The sequence below is a fragment of the Geobacter metallireducens GS-15 genome (genome assembly GCF_000012925.1).
Lineage (GTDB): Bacteria > Desulfobacterota > Desulfuromonadia > Geobacterales > Geobacteraceae > Geobacter > Geobacter metallireducens.
Genome location: NC_007517.1, coordinates 245,685 through 262,459, shown reverse-complemented (window position 1 = coordinate 262,459; position 16,775 = coordinate 245,685). Strand labels below are relative to the sequence as shown.

General features: G+C 60.1%; 20 protein-coding genes. 7 read left to right on the top strand and 13 right to left on the bottom strand.

The genetic code is table 11. The features are described from left to right. Window positions 1-20 precede the first annotated feature (20 nt). Window positions 21-1,274, bottom strand: a complete 1,254-nt coding sequence (locus tag GMET_RS01155; RefSeq protein ID WP_004514804.1) for an ISL3-like element ISGme6 family transposase — start codon at window positions 1,272-1,274, stop codon at window positions 21-23. Window positions 1,275-1,531: 257 nt separating this feature from the next. On the opposite strand from GMET_RS01155, the gene GMET_RS01150 reads away from it, so the two are divergent. Continuing rightward, window positions 1,532-2,251, top strand: coding sequence for a ZIP family metal transporter (locus GMET_RS01150; RefSeq protein WP_004512819.1), 720 nt, complete (start codon window positions 1,532-1,534; stop codon window positions 2,249-2,251). 65 nt (window positions 2,252-2,316) lie between these two features. Next, entirely contained in the window at window positions 2,317-2,499 is a 183-nt protein-coding gene (locus tag GMET_RS01145; protein ID WP_004512818.1) for a DUF6726 family protein, read from the top strand. A gap of 84 nt (window positions 2,500-2,583) precedes the next feature. Here the strand turns inward: GMET_RS01145 and GMET_RS01140 are convergent, their stop codons facing one another. Beyond that, on the bottom strand, window positions 2,584-3,843 hold the full coding sequence (locus GMET_RS01140) for a DUF445 domain-containing protein (RefSeq protein ID WP_011365636.1): 1,260 nt from the start codon (window positions 3,841-3,843) through the stop codon (window positions 2,584-2,586). Between the two features lie 148 nt (window positions 3,844-3,991). Continuing rightward, window positions 3,992-4,648 (bottom strand): HAD family hydrolase, encoded by a 657-nt coding sequence (locus GMET_RS01135; RefSeq protein WP_004512816.1) that lies wholly within the window; start codon window positions 4,646-4,648, stop codon window positions 3,992-3,994. Between the two features lie 175 nt (window positions 4,649-4,823). Between GMET_RS01135 and GMET_RS01130 the strand changes: the two genes are divergently transcribed. Next, complete coding sequence (locus GMET_RS01130) at window positions 4,824-6,014, top strand: MFS transporter (RefSeq protein WP_004512815.1); 1,191 nt, start codon at window positions 4,824-4,826, stop codon at window positions 6,012-6,014. Window positions 6,015-6,080: 66 nt separating this feature from the next. Here GMET_RS01130 and GMET_RS01125 read toward each other — a convergent pair whose 3' ends face one another. Beyond that, complete coding sequence (locus GMET_RS01125) at window positions 6,081-6,605, bottom strand: GNAT family N-acetyltransferase (protein ID WP_004512814.1); 525 nt, start codon at window positions 6,603-6,605, stop codon at window positions 6,081-6,083. 179 nt (window positions 6,606-6,784) lie between these two features. Here GMET_RS01125 and GMET_RS19130 point away from each other — a divergent pair, with 179 nt between their 5' ends. From GMET_RS19130 to GMET_RS01115, 3 genes are all read left to right on the top strand, one after another. Next, window positions 6,785-7,609 carry an MFS transporter gene (locus GMET_RS19130; protein WP_004512813.1) on the top strand — a complete coding sequence of 275 codons (825 nt, stop codon included), beginning with the start codon at window positions 6,785-6,787 and terminating at the stop codon, window positions 7,607-7,609. Beyond that, window positions 7,516-8,064: an MFS transporter gene (locus GMET_RS19125; RefSeq protein WP_261974632.1), complete on the top strand. Its 549-nt coding sequence runs from the start codon at window positions 7,516-7,518 to the stop codon at window positions 8,062-8,064. The genes GMET_RS19130 and GMET_RS19125 overlap by 94 nt, the downstream gene beginning before the upstream one ends. Before the next feature lie 322 nt (window positions 8,065-8,386). Continuing rightward, window positions 8,387-9,322, top strand: a complete 936-nt coding sequence (locus GMET_RS01115; protein WP_004512811.1) for a bifunctional methionine sulfoxide reductase B/A protein — start codon at window positions 8,387-8,389, stop codon at window positions 9,320-9,322. Window positions 9,323-9,354: 32 nt separating this feature from the next. Here GMET_RS01115 and GMET_RS01110 read toward each other — a convergent pair whose 3' ends face one another. Beyond that, window positions 9,355-9,630, bottom strand: coding sequence for a type II toxin-antitoxin system RelE/ParE family toxin (locus GMET_RS01110; RefSeq protein ID WP_004512810.1), 276 nt, complete (start codon window positions 9,628-9,630; stop codon window positions 9,355-9,357). A 2-nt stretch (window positions 9,631-9,632) separates the two neighbouring features. Then, window positions 9,633-9,902, bottom strand: coding sequence for a type II toxin-antitoxin system Phd/YefM family antitoxin (locus tag GMET_RS01105; RefSeq protein ID WP_004512809.1), 270 nt, complete (start codon window positions 9,900-9,902; stop codon window positions 9,633-9,635). 281 nt (window positions 9,903-10,183) lie between these two features. Between GMET_RS01105 and GMET_RS01100 the strand changes: the two genes are divergently transcribed. Then, window positions 10,184-11,503 carry a diaminopimelate decarboxylase gene (locus GMET_RS01100; protein ID WP_004512808.1) on the top strand — a complete coding sequence of 440 codons (1,320 nt, stop codon included), beginning with the start codon at window positions 10,184-10,186 and terminating at the stop codon, window positions 11,501-11,503. A gap of 145 nt (window positions 11,504-11,648) precedes the next feature. On the opposite strand, the gene GMET_RS01095 is transcribed toward GMET_RS01100, so the two are convergent. The 7 genes from GMET_RS01095 to dapB all read right to left on the bottom strand — a co-directional run bounded on the left by GMET_RS01095 (window position 11,649) and on the right by dapB (window position 16,723). Continuing rightward, the gene (locus GMET_RS01095; RefSeq protein ID WP_238378960.1) at window positions 11,649-12,473 is read right to left on the bottom strand and encodes a hypothetical protein; all 825 of its coding nucleotides are present in this window, start codon (window positions 12,471-12,473) and stop codon (window positions 11,649-11,651) included. A gap of 495 nt (window positions 12,474-12,968) precedes the next feature. Continuing rightward, complete coding sequence (locus GMET_RS01090) at window positions 12,969-13,370, bottom strand: HEPN domain-containing protein (RefSeq protein ID WP_004512806.1); 402 nt, start codon at window positions 13,368-13,370, stop codon at window positions 12,969-12,971. Beyond that, entirely contained in the window at window positions 13,360-13,671 is a 312-nt protein-coding gene (locus tag GMET_RS01085; RefSeq protein WP_004512805.1) for a nucleotidyltransferase domain-containing protein, read from the bottom strand. Before GMET_RS01085 ends, GMET_RS01090 begins: the two co-directional genes overlap by 11 nt. A gap of 42 nt (window positions 13,672-13,713) precedes the next feature. Further along, a complete protein-coding gene (locus GMET_RS01080; protein ID WP_004512804.1) occupies window positions 13,714-14,076 on the bottom strand; it encodes a hypothetical protein in 363 nt (120 codons plus the stop codon). After that, window positions 14,073-14,360, bottom strand: a complete 288-nt coding sequence (locus GMET_RS01075) for a toxin-antitoxin system TumE family protein (protein WP_004512803.1) — start codon at window positions 14,358-14,360, stop codon at window positions 14,073-14,075. Before GMET_RS01075 ends, GMET_RS01080 begins: the two co-directional genes overlap by 4 nt. Window positions 14,361-14,484: 124 nt before the next feature. Next, the gene (locus GMET_RS01070) at window positions 14,485-15,717 is read right to left on the bottom strand and encodes an LL-diaminopimelate aminotransferase (RefSeq protein WP_004512802.1); all 1,233 of its coding nucleotides are present in this window, start codon (window positions 15,715-15,717) and stop codon (window positions 14,485-14,487) included. A 205-nt stretch (window positions 15,718-15,922) separates the two neighbouring features. Further along, entirely contained in the window at window positions 15,923-16,723 is an 801-nt protein-coding gene (dapB, locus tag GMET_RS01065; protein ID WP_004512801.1) for a 4-hydroxy-tetrahydrodipicolinate reductase, read from the bottom strand. Window positions 16,724-16,775 lie beyond the last annotated feature (52 nt).

The following is a 16,775-nucleotide window of genomic DNA, read 5'->3' as shown; positions in this document are numbered from 1 at the left end:
TCTTCAGAGAAACAGGCTCTTTAGCAGAATCTGTGGTGACACAGGGGTTCTGGCAAGTCGCCAAGTGTGTGATATAGCGCCACTTGCAGGCACTTGATGGTTCGGAAACCGTACGCTTTTCTGATAGTCAGTTTTGCTTTGAGGTTCAGACCCTCTACCGCGCCGCTGGAAAGTCGGCCTTTTGCCTTGAACCAGTTGAGAATCATCGGTTTGTGGTTGCGTAACATCCTGGCAACCTTCTTCATCGGTTCCAGGTCAGTTTGCATTGTCCTGATGACCCAGTCGTCGAGGAACTTGCCAGCAAAGTCAGACCGCTGGTAGTCCCAGAACTGCTGAAAGTCCTCGCGCAGCAGATATGCCTTGATTGATGAGAGGTTGAGCTTGAGCAAATCTCCCAATCGTGACGTCTGCTTCTCGGACAGATTTTCCGGCCGTTTCAGCAGCAACCAACGGCCCTTTTCCAGGACGTTCTCCTGCTTGGCGGCCTTGAACTCCTTGGCTTCGGTGCGCCGAACCTCGTCAATCGCTTCGTTAAACTTCCGCATGATGTGGAAGCGGTCGAGGATGTTCACGGCATTGGGTGCCCGCTTGGCGATAACCTTGAGATACGGTGCCCACATGTCGCTGCAGACATACTTGAGCTTGGCGCTGCGTTCTTTGCCGAATTCCCGAAAGAAGCGCAGTAGCGTTCTTATCCGACGTTGCGGACCACACCAGAGAAGACGCCTGACGCCGGCATTGAGCTGATAGACCATCGTAAGATACTGATGGCCCTTGAAGACGGCAATTTCATCAACACCGATTTCCGTAACGCCATCAAGGTTTCTGTTTGCCAGGCCGTAATCGACAGCATACTGCACCGCCCGAAAGATGCTGTCCCAACTGGTCTTAAAGATTTCGGCAACTTCCTTCCAGGAGAGTCGCCGAGCCCACCGGGCAAGATAGACCTGGTACGAGATCGTCATTTGCTCTTTGCCATACCCCCAGGGGAGGGATTCAACCTTTACCCCATGGATTGGGCACAGAACCCGACGGGGAGCGTAGCGAAAGAAGACCTTGAACGCCCAGATCGGCACATACTCGAACAGTCGGGCCGGTTGCGTGTCGTATGTCTTGCCTCGCTTGCCACATTCCGGGCATTCGGGCTTGCTGTTGCGACGAGCCTTGATGTCAATGACCAGTGCTTCTGAGCCGCCGACTTTCGCCAGTCGGCAATCTCCGTAAATGAAGGACTTGAAACGCTCGAACTTGTTCAGTACAGTCTTGATAAGCATTGCTTCTCCCGTGTCGGACTTGATCGTTTCTCGCAAAAACAATCTTATCCTTCACGGAGGGGCAATGCCCTTATTTTTTCAGCCAACTACCCACAGATTCTGCGGACGAGGCGAGAAACAATCCTTCCTATTCTTTTCCCCGCAATGCGACAACCTTGAACGCACGCTCCGTGAATGCTTATTGTTTTCGGCGTGACATGCGTGTATCAATCGGTTTCATGCGTTCAATGATGTCTCACCCCTCAAAGAGGTGCCCCGTGACCCTGCATAATCTTCTCCTCATCTCGATTCCGGCCGTTGTCGCCCTGTGCGGGGGGTTCCTTGCCGCATTCTGGAAACCGAACCATCAGAGTCGGAGCCTCATTCAGCATTTCGCTGCCGGCGTGGTTCTGGCGGCCCTGGCAGTGGAACTCCTGCCGGAGATCGGGCGGGAACACGCGCCCGGCCCGGTGCTGATCGGGGCCTTCGCCCTGGGGAGCCTTTTCATGTACGGCCTGAAGTTCTGGACCGAGCACCTCGAACATCAGGATCAGCTGGCCGGGATACGGGCAGGCATCGGGCGGGGGCTCCTGCTGGCAACCTTCATCGACGTGGCGGTGGATGGTTTCATCATCGGCGCCGGGTTCGCCGCCGGGGGGGAGACCGGGCCGATACTTGCCATCGGCCTGTCGGTGGAACTGCTTTTTTTGGGATTGGCCCTCACCTCCGACCAGGTCAGCGATCGGCAGATCGTCCTTGTCTCAGGGGGGCTCGGGGTAACGGTACTGCTCTGCGCGGTTCTCGGGAACATCCTTCTTGCGGGTGCCTCGCACACGGCAATCGGCGCAGCCCTTGCCTTCAGCGCCGCCGCGCTTCTCTACCTCGTCACCGAGGAGTTGCTGATGGAAGCCCATGTGGTGCAGGAGAAGCCGATTTCCACCCTCGTCCTCTTCGCCGGTTTTCTCACCTTCTGGAGCATTCAGCTCATGGGGGTATAATCTAGTCGCATATATATCCAGTCGGGAGAGGAGACTCCCGACCCTACCGTCAAGGAGGAGTCGCGATGATACGAATGATGATAATTATGGGGATGCTTCTCATGCTGCAGGGGTGTGTGCTGACGAAGCTGGTATCGGTTCCCATGCGGGTGACCGGTGCGGTGATTTCAATCATTCCGGTAGCGGGCAATGCGGTCCACGACGGGATCGACAGCGCTGCCGACGTGGTCGATGACGTGCCGATCTGATTATTCGCAGAACGGACATGCATGGCGCACATGCGGTGGGCGGTCTGGCACCTGTTCAATTGAGCATAACGTCGTAGCTGCCACTTACAGCAGCAGCGAGATGGCGTGCAGCAGCAGGCCGATCACCCCTCCCACCAGGGTGCCGTTCATCCGGATGAACTGCAGATCGGAACCGATGCTCAGCTCGATCTCGTTGGTATAGTCTTCGTGTTCCCACTGCTGCATGGTGCCGGTTATGTGGCCGGCAATCGCCGTGCGCAGCGTATCCCCGTAGTGCAGCACCAGCGTTTCCAGGTGTGCGTTCAGGGACTCCTGCAGTTCCTTGTTGTGCGCCAGGGTCGTACCGAGGCCGGCAACCGCCGCCGCAACTTTCTCCCGCACCTGCGACTCGGGCTGCTGCAGATCGTTCTTCAGCCAGTTCTTGAGGTCGCTGCCGATACTCTGCGCGTAATCGCTGATGGCCTGGTTATGGACAACGTCGCGCTTGATCGCCTCGATCTTGTCGCGCAGCACCGGGTCGGTCTTCAGCCGGGCGATGAAGCCGGTCACGGCGGTGTCAAAGCGGTACCGGACCTCATGGCCGGGGTCGGCATTGACCTCCTGGATGAAGGCGTTGATCCTCTTGACGATCTTCTCCCCCGCCCCCCGGGCGAACTTGTCCCGGTTGGGAAGAAACGCCATCAGCAGCGGATATTCCTTGGCGCACATGTCGTCGATGGCCGTGGCCAGCCGCGCCTGGGCCTCCTCGCCGGCCAGCCACCCGGCACAGCGTTGCAACAGGTCATCGAGCACGACCTGGTGGCGATTGTCCTTACGCAGGGCATCGAGAACCGTTCCGGCGGAGGTCGAGACATCAAAGCTGTCAATCCGGTTACTCAGCGCGGCTCTCAGCAATCGCTGCACCCGCTCGTCATCGATAAAATCCAGGGAGTCGGCGCAGAGCCGGGTCACCCCCCTGGCCATGCCGGCGGCATTGTCCCGCGCCATCAGGTAGACGGCCAGGTGCTCGGCCGGGTTGTAGGCCCTCATTTTGGCGATCAGCGTGTCGGTGGCAAGGAACTTGTCACGGATGAAGCCGGCCAGGTTCCCGGCAATGGCGTCCTTCTTGTTCTTGATGATCGCCGTATGGGGAATCGGCACCCCCAGCGGGTGGCGAAACAGGGCCACCACCGCAAACCAGTCTGCCAGGGCGCCCACCATGGCCGCCTCCGCGAACGCGGCCACCCACTCCCAGGCGCCATGTCCCTTCTGCAGGCGGGCGATTACAAACAGGATCGCCGCGCCAATCATCAATCCCGTTGCTATGGTCTTGTTTCTGATCAATGCTTGCTTTCTGGTGTCCACACACGTTCTCCGGATCATTTTTTCGCGCCAGCCCATGACGAACGAAAGCCGCTTCATGAGGTGGAAGCGGCTTCCCGTCAGGCAGTTGATTTATGACATGGCGGCGGTGTTTTTGTCAACGCTTGGTGGAGGCGGCGCCGCGGTGGTATTACGATCCTTGCGCCTCGTCGAGCTTCAGAAGCGCCGGCAGTTCGCGGACGCCGTCCAGAAGCCAGCGGGCGGCCCCGAAATCGCCCCCCCGGTTCATGTCGCCGGGGATCGCGGCAACGACGAGCCCGGCCCGGGCGGCGGAGGTTACACCCCGCTCCGAATCCTCAATTGCCAGACAGCGACCGGGGTCGAGCCCGACCCGGGAGCAGGCGGTCCGGTATGGCTCGGGATCGGGCTTGGACGCGCCGTAGTCCTCGCGGGTGAGGATGAAATCGAAGTAGTCGAGGAGTCCGCTCTGCCGGTGCATCTGCAGGAAGTTCTCCCGGCGGCAGCTGGTGACGATCGCCATGGGGAGCCGGCCGTGGAGCCGCGCCAGGGTTTCCCGCACCCCGGACATCACCCGGGCCTCCTCCCCCAGAAGCCGGTAATAGATCCCGTCCCGCACCCGGCGCAGCGCCGTAGCCTCCTCGTCACCCAGCCCCGCGCCGGCGGCCAAGCCAAGCACGCTCTCCCCCTGGCGCAGGGAGATCCGGCGAAAGTCGTCAAGGGTAAGCGTCACCCCCGCCTGGGCCAACGCCTCGGCATTGGCCTGATAGTAGAGGTGCTCGGTCTCCATCAACACCCCGTCGTTGTCCCAGAAAATCCCCTCAAACATCTTCGTGCCCGCCTCGCCTTCCGTCCATGGGTAAACGTACGTTCCACGTTCAGCCGTCCCAACCATTGTGGTGTAAAGTCGTGCAAAACTGCAAGAGGGGAATCGACAACGGCAGCCCGTCGGCTGCCTCACGTTCCCGCTTCATAATTGGTCCGGAATGCTTCATAATGCCGCCATGACTTCGCTCCGGCGCAACATTCCCCTCCTCTACGGCTTTTCCTTCCTCCAGATGACCCTGTTCCCCATGGCAGTCATCACCCTCTTCTGGAAGGACCACATCGGGCTCTCGCTGTCCCAGATCCTGCTCCTCCAGAGCATCTTCGCCGTGGCGATGGTGGTGATGGAGTACCCCTCCGGCTACATCAGCGACCGGGTCGGCTACCGCACCGCCCTGACCCTGGCGTCGGTTCTCGGCATAGCCGGCTGGGGGGTCTACACGGTCGCCTCGTCGTTCCGGGATGTCCTCATCGCCGAGACCCTCCTCGGCATCTCCACCTCGTTCATCAGCGGCACGGACAGCGCGCTCCTCTACGAATCCCTCAAGGAGACGGGGGATGAAGCGGCATACGGCCGGTTCGAGGGGCGCTCCACCTTCTTCGGCCAGACCGGCGAGGCCGCCGGGGCGCTCTTCGCCGGGGTGCTCTACGCCCGTTATCCGCTCCTCCCCTTTGTGCTCCAGGTTGCGGTCTGGGTCCTGGCGCTCCTCCTCACCCGCGGCATGGCCGAACCGCCCCGCGAGCGGCACCACCAGGTCAACCACCTGAAGGAGTCCCTTGCCTCGGCGCGTTACGTCTTCATCGAGAACCGGCGCCTCCGGGTGACGGTCCTCCTCAGCATCGCCCTCGGGCTCTCCTCCTTCTACCCCGTCTGGCTGATCCAGCCCTACATGCGGAACGCCGGGGTTCCCCTCGCCTCCTTTGGCCCAATCTGGGCCGGGGCCAACCTCACCGTGGCCATCTTTGCCGTATTCAGCCACCGGCTGCGGGAGCAGCTCCGCGATCGCGGCATGATCTTCCTGCTGATAATCCTCGTCTGGGGCGGATACCTGGGGCTGGGGCTTGCGGCGGGAGTGTGGGGATTTCTCTTCTACTACCTGCTGACGGCCATGCGGGGGATGCGGGGGCCGTTCCTGCTGCACGTGGCTCAGGCCGAGATCCCGTCGGCCAACCGGGCAGGGATGCTCTCGCTCCAGTCCCTCTGCTTCCGGCTGCTGTTCGCCGTCACCGCCCCGCTCCTTGGCCGATTTGCCGATGCCCACGGGGTGGGGAACAGCTTCCGGCTCCTCTTCTTCGCCTACCTGCTGGTGCTGCCCCCGCTGGTCTGGTTGTTCTTGAGACAGCGGCACGGCGTCGGTTCCCATCCATAAAGGCGGCAAACTGGCCGCCTTTTAATTAATGCGTGACGGTCCCCGGAATCCGGACCTTCCCGACGATCACCGTCTCCCACGCTTCCTGCTCCGGGTAGTTCCAGTCGGTGCGGCAGCGGTTGTGAACTCGGGCTCATAGCCCACCACGAAACTGGTGGCGGTGGCGTTGCGCATGCTCAGGAAATGCGCGTTGTTCTTGTCGAAGGGGCAGATGGGCACACGGCACGGCTCAAAGCCGAACCGGCTGTAATAGCCTGGCTCACCCAGAACGAAGAGGGGCTGGCTGCTGATCGCCTCCTGTCGCAGAGCGAACCTGAGCAGCTCCGACCCCACCCCCCGCCCTTGGAATTCCGGGGCCACGGCCATGGGGGCCAGGTGCAGCCCGCAGATGTCGCGGCCATGGTAGGCGTTGGTAAAGGCGATGTAGGCGATGGCCTTCCCGGTATGGATGCACACCCATTCATGGATAACTCTGCCGTTATCATGGAGTTTCTGCACCAGTGCGGCTTCATAGTCACTGCTGGGAAAGGCGCCGCGCAGGAGCGCGTAGACCTTTGGGCGATTTTCGGTCGTCAATCTCTGTATTTTCATTTCCCTACCACTATCCTCCCTCGAGCTTCTCGACGACTTCGTTTATCAGTAAAGAATCCCATGCACAAAAATACGCTAGCGAGTCTCCGGGCGTCAATATGACTCGACAAACTATCCTCCCCCTATATACGCCCCATACCTCTCCTGACTCCGTGGGGCAGCCCTCAAGCAGATGACTGGTGGAAAAGACGCCCAACCGCTGGGGGATCGCAATCATCTGCACGCTGCTCATGGTCTGCCTCGGGACCGTGTACGCCTGGAGCTTCTTCCAGAAGCCGTTCTGCGACACCCACTGGACCAACAGCCAGGTGGCATGGGTCTTCAGCCTCGCCATCTGCTTCCTGGGCCTTGCCGCCGCAGCCGGGGGGATGATGCTGCCGAGGATTGGACCAACGAAGCTCGCCCTGGCGGGCGGGGCGCTGTTCGGGGCCGGCTATCTCCTGGCGGCCCTGGCGCTCGGCATGCATTCCCTTCCGCTGCTGTATATCGGCTACGGGGTGGTCGGAGGGACCGGACTCGGGCTCGGCTACGTCACCCCTGTCGCCACGGTGGCCCGATGGTTTCCTGACCGCAAGGGGTTTGCCACCGGCATGGTGGTCATGGGGTTCGGGTTTGGCGCCCTGCTGATGTCCAAGGTCATCGCACCTCTGCTCCTGGCGCAAATGGGCGGGGACATGGTGACGGTGTTTGCCGTCATGGGGGTGCTGTTCCTGCTGGTGACCGTTCCTGCCGCGACCTTTGTCAGGTACCCTCCAACGGGGTGGGTGCCGCCGGAATATGCCCTGCCGCGGGATCAGGCCGGAAGCGGCCCGGACGACGGTGGGAGGGGAGCCCGCGCCTGCATTCTCTCCGGGGAATTTGCGCTTCTCTGGGGGATCTTTTTCTGCAACATCACCGCGGGCTCGCTCTCATCGGCTTCCAGTCGCCGCTCTTTCAGGAAATCTGCGGCGAGGCCAGTCCGGGGCTGGGAAAAGAGGCCCTGGCGCGGTACGGCGCCACCCTGATTGCGACCAGTTCACTGTTCAACGGGGTCGGCAGGTTTTTCTGGGGGGGACTCTCGGACCGGATCGGCCGGCCCGAGACCTTCAGGCTGATCCTCGGCTCGCAGTTCCTGGCGTTCGTGCTTCTGATGCGCACCGACTCTCCCTGGCACTTCGCCCTGCTGGTCTGCTACGTGCTCCTCTGCGACGGCGGCGGTTTCGGAACCATGCCCGCGTTCGTGCTCGACATGTTCGGCGCTCGGGTCATGCCTGCCGTCTACGGCGCGATCCTCACCGCCTGGTCCGCCGCCGGCATCGCGGGCCCCCAACTGGTGGCCCTGATCAAGGACCGGTACCCGGCGGAGCTCTATCCGGGCCGGGCATCCGTCTACAGCTTCGCCATGGGATGCGGGTTTCTCCTGGTCGGGTTCGCCTTGTCGTTTCTGACAAGGTCGCGCAGAGGAAAACCCGTTGCGTAGGTTTCAGACGGCAGGATTTCTCGAATTTCTCCATCAGCTCGGTCGCTGGCCGCGAATCATGCGATGCAGGAGGCTGCCCACCGATAGGCTGCCGTCTTGCTGTAGACAATCAAATTGACAACGTCTCCAAAGCCCATCCCGGAAAGAGTGGCGCTACGGAGCTGGGATATGCCTCGATAATTGTCTATAATCTTAACATCGGGGGAAAAAGATGAAAACACGAGCATTGACGATTCTGGTATTTGTTGTTGCCTGCCTGATACTGGCAGTTGTTGCCAGGCCCCCCCGCTTCGGCGGCCGAACAGCAGAAAAGGAGACGACGATGACAGCGAGGAAATACTCTGACGAAGAGCTGAAGCAGCGCCTCACTCCGCTGCAGTACCGCGTGACGAGGAAATCGGGGACCGAGCCCCCCTTCGACAATACCTACTGGAACGAGCACCGCGAAGGGCTCTATGTGGACATCGTCAGCGGTGAGCCGCTCTTCTCATCCAGGGACAAGTTCGATTCCGGCACCGGCTGGCCCAGCTTCACCCGGCCGGTCGCCCCGAACAGCGTGAAGGAGGAGACCGACATCGGCTTCGGCACGGTCCGGACCGAGGTCCGCTCCAAAGAAGCCGACTCCCACCTGGGGCATCTCTTCACCGACGGGCCGCGGGACAAGGGGGGGCTGCGTTACTGCGTCAACTCCGCGGCGCTCCGCTTCATCCCGGTGGACGACCTGGAGAAGGAAGGGTATGGCTCGTATCTCCCCCTCTTCGGCCGGAAGGCGCCGGCAGCGGCAGTAAAGCAGGTGGCGACCCTGGCCGGAGGCTGTTTCTGGGGAATGCAGGACCTGCTGCGCAAGCAGCCGGGGGTGATCGCCACGGAGGTGGGCTACACCGGCGGCAGCGTGCCCAACGCCACCTACGAAAACCACGAGGGGCACGCCGAAGCGGTGCGGATCGAATTCGACCCGACGAAGACCAGCTACGAGGCCCTGTTGCGGTTCTTCTTCCGGATGCACGACCCGACCACCTTGAACCGCCAGGGGAACGACATCGGCAGCAGCTACCGGAGCGCCATCTTCTACCATGACGCCGAGCAGAAGCGGATCGCGGAAAAGGTCAAGGCCGAGGTGGACGCCAGCGGCAAGTGGAAGCGGCCTGTCGTCACCGAGATCGTCCCGGCCGGCCCCTGGTGGCGGGCCGAGGAGTATCATCAGGATTACCTGGTGAAGAACCCGGGAGGGTATACCTGCCACTGGGTACGGGAGTAGGGAGCAGGTACGATTACGTCATTACGGACTGACTACCGGTACACCTCGTCATGGCTGCCAATGTCGAGAAGAATGATTTCTTTTTCGGCGATCAGCAGGGTCAGGGTGATTCGGTAGGAATAGGTCAGCCTGACGGCATGACAGCCGGCAAGCTTGCCGGAAAGCTGGTGCAGCCCGAGGCCTGGCTGAAATGGATCCAGCTTGAGCGCCTCGAAGATGGCAGCGAAGCGGGGTCTCAAGTCGGGGTGTTTATTGAAGAATTTTCGCGCTTGACGGAGGAACTGTTCCGATGTGGTGACGCTGTACACGGTTACTCCCCCTCAGCGTCGAGCGCCTGCAACAGCTCGTCGGCCGAGGCAAACCGCCGCACCCGTCCCGCCTTCACATCCTCAAGCGATGCCCTCACCCTGGCCAGATACGCCTCTTCGGCCTCGGCCACCAGCTCACGGTAGCGCTCCTCGGAGAGAATTACATACTCGGGCCGGTTGTTGCGAATCACGTGGACGTCACCCGATTCGATCAAGCCGTCAACCGCCGCAATGCCGCGGCGCTTCAGCTCTTGGGCGGGAATTGTATTCATATTGGCACTCCTTTCGGCACCTTATTGAGTACTTACAGTGTGCCACAGCCTGTAACAGGCAGCAAGAAGTTTCTCCAGATTCGTCAAAGACACCGTTTGGCCGCCTTTTGAACTTGTTCTGCCCGTAATCCTCGCGTGCCCCATGGCGTTTTCTGAACGCCTGTGAAAGAGCTGTTGCGCCGCAACCATGGAAAATGCTAGAAAAGTAAATTAACATTTACATGCCGCCGTGACGGCATCTTGGAACCAAACATCACCATCACATCCATGAGGTTGATCGAATGACAATGACTTCTTTTGGTCCGACCGGACTCGACGCAACGCTTATCCCGAAGATCGCCGGGGAATGGGGAACCCCTATTTACCTCCACGATCAGCAGTACATCGAGAACAGCTGCGACCAGCTGCTTGCCATGCCCAATGCCTACGGCCTGCACGTCCGCTACGCCATCAAGGCCAACTCTGACCGCACCGTCCTGCGCATTGTCACCGGCAAGGGGCTGGACCTGGACTGCTCATCCCTGGACGAGGCCGCCCGGGCCCATGCCGCCGGCATCCCCTACAGCCGCATGATGCTCACCACCCAGGAGGTCCCCACCGGCGAGGAGCGGACCGAACTGGAAGCCATGATCAAGGTCGGCCTCAAGTACAATGTCTGCTCCACGCTGCAGTACCAGCTCATCGCCGACTTTGCCGCCCAGAACAAGATCGACCTTTCCATGAGGGTCCATCCGGGCGCCGCCGGCGGCGGCGAGAGCGCCACCCGCGACACCGGCAGCGAGTACTCCTGCTTCGGCGTCCACCTGCGCGACGTCCCGACCGTGAAGGCCCTGGCCGACGAGAAAGGGCTCCGCTTCACCCAGGTCCACGTCCATATCGGCTCCGGCGGCGCCCCGGAGAAGTGGCAAGAGAACATCGACCGGGAGCTCGGCTTCATCAAAACCTACTTCCCGGATGCAGTCACCGTCAGCTTCGGCGGCGGCCTCAAGGTGGCCCGCATGCCGGGCGAGAAGCAGGCCGACATCGCCACCCTGGGAGCCTATGCAAAGCAGCGGATCGAAGAGTTCAAGGCCGCCACCGGCCGCGAACTGATGATGGAGATCGAGCCGGGGACCTTTGTGGTGGCCAACTCGGGGCACATCGTCACTCGCATCATCGACAAGAAGTTCACCAACGAGATGAACTTCCTCATCGTCGACGGCGGCATGGAGCTACTGACCCGGCCGCTCCTCTACGGCTCCGAGCATCCCATCGCCATCGTCCGCCAGGACGGGACGCTCCTCTCCAGCGAGTACGACCAGACCCCCACGGCGGGGCTGAAGCCCTTCGGCATCGTCGGCCGCTGCTGCGAAAGCGGCGACTCGGTCCGCCTGGACAAGGAGGGGAACATCGTGCCGGTCATGATCGTTGAGCCGGAGATCGGCGACTACGTCGTCATCGGCGGCACCGGCGCCTACTCCGAGAGCATGTCGCCGGAGAACTACAACTCCCACCGCAAGCCGGGAGCCGTCATGAGGACCAAAACCGGCGAACTGGTGCTCATCCGGAAGAAGCAGGTACGGGAGCAACTGACCCAGAACGAACTGGACGTGACGCTGTAATTCATTGTCACATATGCTCAGGAAACAGAAAAGGCGGCCATTTGGCCGCCTTTCGAATTATGCATAATGTCCTCGGAATTCCCTGCCAATTAAGTAAGGTGTCCCCCGAATTCGAGTGCGGGAGCACGGCGCTCGAACTAGGTCATCAAGTCCGACGGCCCGGAAACGACTGATTCACTGTTCCATATGGCTCCCACAAAAACATTCCGTTTTCCGTATTGCCCGACCGCGAGATGTTCATGAGATTTGCCAGGGAAATGTCGCCGCAATCATCGTTGAAGTCCTTGCCGATTTTCCTGAGCAGAAAAATGATCCCCGCAGGATAGGACTCGAACCTGACGGGAATGTTTTGGGGCGGGCTGCAGGATTCCGGCGAAAATCCCTCGGGCATGTTCACCGCTTCTTCCCTCTGGGACGTATTGATGGCGATCCATCTTGAGTCGATCTTCACCAGCACGAATTGATGACCGTTTATGGTCTTCTCCATGTCCTGCTTTTCCAGGGCACGATTATAGTCATCGGCTTTGCTGGACACCACATAGCGCAGGTCTTCCGGCTTTTCCACCAGCCCGAGGGCCTTGACGACGGCGATGAATGCCCGGGCATAGTGTGTACAGCCGAAACCGGCCCTGGTTTTGATAATTTCATCGGCCGTGGGGGCAAAAAAGACGTCGGCAGGATGTTCGTTCATGTACTTTCCATGCCAGCGCTGCAGCATCTCTTTTTGCTCCGGAGAAAACTTCCAGGTGTAGAGAAATCCCAGCTTGACCTTGTCGAGAAGGTTGTAGATGAAGTAGGCATCGGGTGCTATCCGGTTGACGTCCACGCCCATTTTCGGGTCCTTGAGCACATCCACCACTTTCAGCAGTTGCGACAGACGGTCTTTGTCCGGACTGGCGTCAAGGACCGGCTTTACCGTATTGACGGCATAATCCATGACCGCCGGGGTGACGGCAAGGCGCGGTTCCATATTCTGGGCCGCTCCACCACTGGGCCCACCGGCCCCATGGACTGTTCGGGACAATAAAAACGACATGGAAAGAAAAAGAATGGCAAAACGAAATCTAAAGCGCATCCATACCATTTCAATCGACCCTCCCCTGATGCTTCTTGATAGAAGCACAAATTTCCTCCTTGCCCATGATCCCGATGATTCCGGGGACATCCCGGATTCCGGGGATTCGGGGGCGGGGATTCCGGCACGGGGATTCCGGGGGGATTCCGGGGACACCTTACTTATTTCCCTCCGGTCAGGGTCCGGGGTCAGGCTTCCAAGATGCCAAGTTACATCTCATCCCCGCCCTCTCGCACTCTGCCAAACACAACCTCGTCCCAGATTGATTGGCCTCCTCACTCCGGGCTATCTCGCTGGCACCGGTCACCTCAAGACTGAAGGGTTCGGGCACTCCCTCAATCACCCAACCCGGACCTCCCGAGCCGCTTGGGGCGGAATTCCGGGGACAGTTTATTTAACTCCAGCATCCCCAGAACCGCACAAAATCTCCTGCACTGCCTCACGAATCAACGTCGCAGCCTTGAGCGACTCCGTAGCATCATCCTCATCAGCCGTCATTCCCGGATACCTGACCTCAACCGCCATTGCCGACAGTATTCTGGCGAAGCGCAGAATCCGCTCCAATCCTGGATATTCCCCGAACAACAAATTGACCAGCGCCTCAAGATCATGGATGCGTGGTACGCGCACGCCCGTCTCCACCATAATGGCCTTCAGATATTTCTCGGCACACTGCTGGGCGTGAAAACAGACCTCATCGAAATTCGGCGCGTCATCAACCGAGGCCTCACGTTGCGCCGTGGCAAGGTCCGCATCAGCCTTGCTCGTCAATTCGGCAGTCTCAGGCTTCATACAGCACCGTGCCGCGGTCGACAATTTCGGTCAGCAGCATATCGTGCTTGGCCAAACGTTCCCGGAGCTGCTCCGGTGTACGCACCATCAAATCAAGCGGGATAGTGGCTCTGATGCGCTCCCTGATCTCAACGGCAAAACGCCACGGTTTCCCCTCGAAATCCGCAATTACCAGAAGATCGACATCCGAATCGTCCGACGGCGTACCCCAAGAATGGGAACCGAACAGGATAATTTTCCGGGGTGCGAACTCCCTGCGAATCTGATTGGAAATATTTTGAATATCAACTGAAGTAGCCATATGAATCTCCTGAAATTCCCGGCACAGCTTGTTTAACTCCCCTCACGCCGCCAAGCGGAAGGTCGCATCGATCTCGTCCCAGGGGACGAAGAACCGGCTCTCCTCGTCCTTCTCCACCAGTCCCAGCCGCTCCAGCGTCTTCACATCATCAAAGACATTGCGGTATTGCCGGTGAAGTTTCTTTGCCAGGGCGTTGATACTCACATGCCCCACGGAGTGCAGGGTGTTGAGCAGCTCGAACCGCTTCGGAGTGAGATACTTGAGAAGCGTCGGCAGATCCTCGAAATAGAGACTTTCGACCGGCTGCTCCGGCCTCCAGCCTGTATCCAGCTTGCGGGCGAATTCTCTCGCTTCGGCAAAGAATTCATCGTCAGATTTGATTCCAACCTTTATATCCCGTTTCATTTTTTCATCGCCTCCCTGACGTCTTTTTCGAAATCGGCAAACAACACTTCCAGGCTTGTGAACTGGTACGGCTGCTCCTCATCCGCAACGTGTCGATGGTCGCCCTTCCCCCGCTCGTTGTCATATCTGACCAGGCATGTGCCGGTTTCCAGGCTGCCGCAAAAGAGCCGGTACTTGAAAGGATGGCTTGACCCACTCAAGGGGGCGTCAAGCTCCCAGACCACCAGTTCGATGATCAGCCCCTCCTTGACCTTCTTGTCCCTAAAGACAAGGACCGCACCCACAACACTACCTCCTGAACATATGTCCTACAATAACATAGTCAAGCATTGCGTCAACGGGAAAAATTTCCCAGCTCCTGACCACAATATAAAAAGGGCGCCGCAACGGGCGCCCTTTCGATTCATCCTACTTCAGATTCTTCTTTATCCTCTCCACCGCCTCAATCACATTCTCGCGATGGCCGAAGGCCGAGAGCCGGAAGAACCCTTCGCCGCTGGGGCCGAAGCCGCTTCCCGGCGTCCCCACGACGTTGCACTCAGTGAGAAGTTTGTCGAAGAAGTCCCAGCTGCTCATGCCGCCCGGCGTTTTCAGCCAGATGTAGGGGGCGTTGACCCCGCCGTAGACTGTAAGGCCGGCGGCGGCGAGGCCTTCGCGGATGATCCGGGCGTTCTCCATGTAGTAGTCGATGATCTCTTTGTTCTGCTTCCATCCCTCGTCGGAGTAGACGGCGGCGGCGGCCTTCTGGACCGGGTAGGAGGCGCCGTTGAACTTGGTGGTGGTGCGGCGGAGCCAGAGCTTGTTGAAGCTGTACTTCTCCCCCGTCGGCGTGGTGCCCATCACCTCTTCCGGAACGACCACGAGGCCGCAGCGGACACCGGTGAAACCGGCGGTCTTGGAGAAGGAGCGGAATTCGATGGCGCACTTCTTGGCCCCTTCGATCTCGTAGATGGAGTGTGGGATTGCGGGATCGGTGATGAAGGCCTCATAGGCGGCGTCGAAGAAGATGACGGCATCGTTGGCGTTGGCGTAGTCGACCCACTTTTTCAGCTCGGCCTTGGTGGCCACGGTGCCGGTGGGATTATTGGGGAAGCAGAGGTAGATGATGTCCACTTTTTCCGTGGGGAGCGACGGGATGAAGCCGTTCGCCTCGGTGCAGGGCATGTAGACGATCCCCTTGTAGTACCCCTTCTCGTCGGCATCGCCGGTGCGGCCGATCATGACGTTGGTGTCGTTGTAGACCGGGTAGACCGGATCGCCGATGGCAACGACGTTGTCGAGGGCGAAGATGTCGAGGATGTTGGCGCAGTCGCACTTGGAGCCGTCGGAGATGAACATCTCCTCGGTCTTGAGGGAAACGCCCAGGGGCTTGTAGGACTTCTCGATGATGGCGTTGATGAGCCAGTCGTACCCCTGCTCCGGGCCATAGCCGGCGAAGTTGTCGATGGTGGCCAGATCGTCCACGGCGTCGTGGAACGCCTTGATGATGGCCGGGGCCAGGGGGCGGGTCACGTCGCCGATGCCGAGCCGGATGACCTTGGCCTCGGGGTTGGCGGCGGAAAACTCCCGCACGCGGCGGCCGATCTCGGGAAAGAGGTAGCCGGCCTTCAGTTTCAGGTAGTTGTCGTTGATTTTTGCCATCTTCGGTAATTCCTCCAGATTCGTTTTTATAAAGGAAATGCCGCATGGAGCGGCAAATCGGGTTCAAGGTTTTCGGTTTAACCTACGGGATGTCGATTTTTCGCCAAGGTCAAGGCGTCAAGGAAGAGCACGGAGACGTAGCAGCGCTACGTCGCACACGCGATGACGCAGAAAACGCCGAGATTGGCAAAAAGCGGCATTCCTCCTACCGAAGGCCCAGGACATCCTGCATGTCGTAGAGCCCCGGCGCCTTCCCCACCACCCACTGGGCGGCGCGAACGGAGCCACGGGAGAACATGTCACGGGTCATGGCCCGGTGGCTGATCTCGATCCGCTCGCCCATGCCGATGAAGTAGACGGTGTGTTCGCCGACAATGTCGCCGCCGCGCACGGTCTGCATGCCGATCTCTTCCTTCGTCCGCTCGCCGCAGATCCCCTCGCGGTGGTAATTGGCCACCTTGTTGTAGTCGCGGCCCAGGGCCTCGGCCACCACCTCTCCCATGCGGACGGCGGTGCCGGAGGGGGCGTCCTTCTTCTTGTTGTGGTGCAGCTCCACGATCTCCACGTCGAAGTCGTCACCCAGGGTCTTGGCCACGTCCTTCAGGATCTTGAAGCAGACGTTGACCCCGACGCTCATGTTGGGGGCCAGCACCGCGGGGATATCTTTCGCCAGTTCGGCGGCCAGGGCGCGCTCCTCGGGGGTAAAGCCGGTAGAACCGATGACGATGGCCTTTTTCTTGAGGGCGCAGGCCTCCAGGTTCTTGAGGGAAACCTTGGGGGTGGTGAAGTCGATGAGGACGTCGCACCCATCAACAACGGCATTCAGGTCATCGGAAATGGCGACGCCCAGGGCGCCGCAGCCGGCGATAAGCCCGGCATCCTGTCCCACCAGCTCGTGGCCCGGCCGCTCCAGGGCGCCGGAAACTGTGCATCCCGCCTCTTTGGCAGCAACGATAATCCTCTGGCCCATGCGCCCGGCGGCGCCGCAGACAGCGATTTTCACCATAAAAAACCTCACTTCCGCCACAGGGACACGGAGACACAGAGAAAAACCTCAG